At 68.4% G+C, this 4,011-nt stretch carries 3 protein-coding genes; all 3 read left to right on the plus strand.

All coding sequences use genetic code 11. The annotated features are described in order from the left end of the window. Positions 1 to 1,660 (plus strand): phosphoenolpyruvate--protein phosphotransferase (gene ptsP / locus VGI62_RS21320; protein WP_331506593.1); only part of this gene is annotated, 1,660 nt, incomplete at its 5' end. Positions 1,661 to 1,671: 11 nt separating this feature from the next. Beyond that, positions 1,672 to 2,598 carry a helix-turn-helix domain-containing protein gene (locus tag VGI62_RS21325; RefSeq protein WP_331506595.1) on the plus strand — a complete coding sequence of 309 codons (927 nt, stop codon included), beginning with the start codon at positions 1,672 to 1,674 and terminating at the stop codon, positions 2,596 to 2,598. A gap of 67 nt (positions 2,599 to 2,665) precedes the next feature. Beyond that, positions 2,666 to 3,808: a flavodoxin-dependent (E)-4-hydroxy-3-methylbut-2-enyl-diphosphate synthase gene (gene ispG / locus VGI62_RS21330; RefSeq protein ID WP_331506596.1), complete on the plus strand. Its 1,143-nt coding sequence runs from the start codon at positions 2,666 to 2,668 to the stop codon at positions 3,806 to 3,808. Positions 3,809 to 4,011: the final 203 nt, after the last annotated feature.

Below are 4,011 nucleotides of genomic sequence, written 5' to 3' on the forward strand. Positions count from 1 at the left end.
CCTGCACGAGCCCCCGGTCGCGCCTTCCCAGCTCCTGTCCGACGACGTGGTGGCCGAAGAGGCCCGGTTGAATGCCGCCGTCGGCAGCCTGCAGGCCCAGATCGATCAGATGCTGGAGGGCAACGCCGGCCTGGTCGACGCCTCCTTCGAGGTGCTCGAAACCTATCGGATGTTCGCCCACTCCCAGAGCTGGAACCGCAGCCTGGAAGACGCCGTGCGCAACGGCCTCACCGCCGAGGCTGCGGTCGAGCGAGTGCGCTCCGAGCACCGCGCCCGGCTCGGCCAGGCTCGCGATCCCTACCTGCGCGAACGCCTGCACGACCTGGAGGACCTGAACGACCGGTTGTTGCGCCACCTCGCCGGCGACGGGCACGTGGCCCGCGAGCTGCCGGAAAACGCGATCCTGATCGCGCGCAACCTGGGGCCCGCCGACCTGCTGGAATACGATCGCAAGAAGCTGCGCGGGCTCCTCATGGAAGAGGGCTCGGCCGCCAGCCACGCCGCGATCGTCGCCCGTGCGCTCGACATCCCTTGTGTCGGACGCCTCGCGGGCCTGCGCGACCGGGTGTCGGAAGGCGATGCGGTGATCGTCGACGCCGAGGCCGGCGAGGCCTACCTGCGGCCGCGCAGCGATGTGGTGAAGGCCATACAGGCCCGCATCGACGTTCGCGCCCAACGGCGCGCCGAATTCGCCAAGCTGCGCGACACCCCCGCCTTCACCAGGGACGGCGCCAAGATCACCCTGCTGATGAACGCCGGCCTCGATGTCGACCTCGATATCCTGGCGGACACCGGGGCTGAGGGCATCGGCCTCTTCCGGACCGAGTTCCAGTTCATGGTCGCCGAGGAGATGCCGCGCTTCAATGCCCAGACCGCGCTCTACGGCCGGGTGATGGACGCGGCCGGAGATCTTCCGGTCACCTTCCGCACCCTCGACCTCGGCGGCGACAAGGTGCTGCCCTACTTGCAGGTCGAGCGGGAAGACAACCCGGCGCTCGGCTGGCGGGCGATCCGGATGGGCCTCGACCGCCCGGCGCTGCTTCGCCTGCAGCTCCGCGCCCTGATCGCCGCCTCGCGTGGCCGGCCGCTACGGGTCATGTTCCCCCTGGTCGCCAACGTCGACGAATTCCGCGCCGCCCGCGCGATGGTCGATGTCGAGCTGGCTTGGGCCGAGCGCCGGGGTCGCAAGGCGCCGTCACGCCTGGACGTCGGGGCGATGATCGAAGCGCCGTCCCTGGTCTGGCATCTGGACGCGCTCCTGCCGATGACCGACTTCGTAAGCGTCGGCACCAACGACCTCATGCAGTACATGTTCGCCGCCGACCGCGGGAACCCGCGAGTCGCCGACAGGTACGATCCGCTGTCGCCGCCGGCGCTGCGCGCACTTGAACAGATCCAGCGCACCTGCGCTGAGACGGGCACCCCAGTCAGCGTCTGCGGTGAGATGGCCGGGCGTCCGCTGGAGGCCTTCGCCCTCGTGGCCCTGGGTTTTGAGCGTCTCTCCATGCCGCCGGCCGGCGTCGGCCCGGTCAAGCAGATGGTGCTGTCATGCGACCGGGAGGCAGCGCGCCGAGGGGTTTCGGCGTTGTTGAAGAGCGGGGCCGGGTCGGTCCGCAACGAAATCGAAACCCTGGCCCGCAAAATCTACGTTGAGATCTAGGGGCTTCGTCCTTGGCCAACGACAGCTACGCCCCCACCCTGCAGTCCGGCGGCGATATCGGCCAGGCGCTCAAGGCCGTCCGCGAGTTCCACGGCCGCAGCCTCGACGACGTCGCCGAGACCACGCGCATCCGGCGCGCATACCTCGCCGACCTGGAGGCCATGCGGCTGGAGCGCTTGCCCTCGCGCCCCTTCACCATCGGATATATCCGCGCCTACGCCGATGCGCTCGGCCTCGATGCGGACGCCGCCGTCGAGCGATTCAAATCCGACGAGCCGGTGCTCGACGAGCCATTGCGCGCGCCCATCGGCGTGACCGAGCCCCGGGACCCAAGAGCCGCTGCGATCATCGCGATGGTGGTGATCATCCTTGCCGCGATAATCCTTTGGAACGTCGCTCAGCGGGCGATGAACGCAAACGCCCCTCCGCCGCCCTTCGCCTCGGCCAGGTCGACCGCACTGGCGATGGAATCGCAGAAGCCAGGTCCGGTGACCCTCGGCGCCCCGCTGCCCGCGCCGGTGGAATCCACCACTCCGCCGCTATACCAAACCCCCGGGATGCCCGATCCGGACGCCGCCAACGGCTCCGCCGCGGCTGCGCCAAAATCCGCGGTGAAGTCCGACGGCGAGGCCGCGGTCGATCCGAAGACCCTGCCCCCGGTTTTCGTCGCCAACGGCAAGATCTACGGCGCTCCCCCCGAACAGCCTGCGTCCGTCATCCTGCAGGCCCTGAAGTCGGCCTCGCTGATCGTACGCGGCCAGGACGGCTCGATCTACTTCGCCCGGCAGTTCGCCGCCGGCGAGGCCTACCGCGTGCCGAAGCTTGGCGGCCTCACCGCCACGGTCTCCGAGCCCGACAGCTTCCAGGTGTTCGTCGCCAACCAGTCAAAGGGCGTGCTTCCGGCCGCCCAGGTCTCCTTAAGCATGCTCGCAGAATGAGCCTCGCGTCGCTGCGCGCAGATGCCGGCTTGGGTTCCGCGTTCCGACAGCCTATTTTCCGGACGCCATGAGCGCCAAAGACCACGTCCAGGACCATACATCCGTCCGCCCCTGGCGGGCGATCCAGCGGCGTCCGAGCCGCAAGATCCGCGTGGGTTCCGTGGAGGTCGGCGGCGATGCTCCGATCACCGTCCAGTCGATGACCAATACGCTGACTGCTGACGCCGCGGCGACCATCGAGCAGATCCGCCAGCTGGAGGAGGCGGGGGCCGACATCGTTCGCGTCTCCTGCCCGGACGAGGATTCCACCGCCGCGTTCAGGACCATCGCCAAGGCGGCCAAGGTCCCGCTCGTGGCGGACATCCACTTTCACTATAAGCGCGGCGTCGAGGCTGCTGAGGCCGGCGCGGCCTGCCTGCGGATCAATCCGGGCAACATCGGTTCGCCCGACCGCGTCCGTGAGGTGATCCAGGCCGCCCGCGACCACGGCTGCTCCATGCGCATCGGCGTCAACGCCGGCTCCCTGGAGCGCGATCTCCTGGAGAAATACGGCGAACCTTGCCCCGATGCGATGGTCGAGAGCGCGCTACGCCACGCTCGCATCCTGCAGGACCACGACTTCCAGGAGTTCAAGATAAGCGTGAAGGCGTCCGACATCTTCATGACGGTCGCCGCCTACCAACTGCTCTCCGAAGCGATCGACTGCCCCCTGCACCTGGGGATCACCGAGGCCGGCGCTCTGCGCACCGGCACGGTGAAATCGTCGATCGGCATGGGCAGCCTGCTTTGGGCCGGCATCGGCGACACGATCCGCGTCTCGCTTGCCGCCGATCCCGTCGAAGAGATCAAGGTCGGCTTCGACATGCTGAAGTCGCTGGGCCTGCGCCACCGCGGCGTCAACATCATCGCTTGCCCGTCCTGCGCCCGGCAGGGTTTCAATGTGATCCAGACCGTCGAGGCCCTCGAGGCCCGCCTGGCCCATATCTCCACCCCGCTCAGCCTGTCGATCATCGGTTGTGTTGTGAACGGCCCGGGCGAGGCGCTGATGACCGACCTGGGCTTCACCGGCGGCGGCAAGGGCGCAGGCATGGTCTATGTGGCGGGACGTCCGGACCACAAGATGGACAATGAGGCCATGGTCGACCACATCGTCGAACTGGTCGAAGCCAAGGCCGCCGAACTCCAGGCGCTCAGCCCAGCGGCCGAATAGGGCGCCTTCATCGAGTCCCCTCGCGAGAAGCCCCGTTCTGCAGGGCGGGGAGGTAAGCGATTGCGGCCGGCGGCCGCTTCTCCGGGGTTGAACAGCACGGTGACGCCTGTAGATTCGAGGCGATGATCCATCGCGGCTTCCGCTACAAATCGGCCCCGAGCTGCGAGCAGGAGGGGCGGTTCCGGCAGTTCGCGGGGGTCTGC

The organism is Phenylobacterium sp., from assembly GCF_036495085.1.
Classification (GTDB): domain Bacteria; phylum Pseudomonadota; class Alphaproteobacteria; order Caulobacterales; family Caulobacteraceae; genus Phenylobacterium.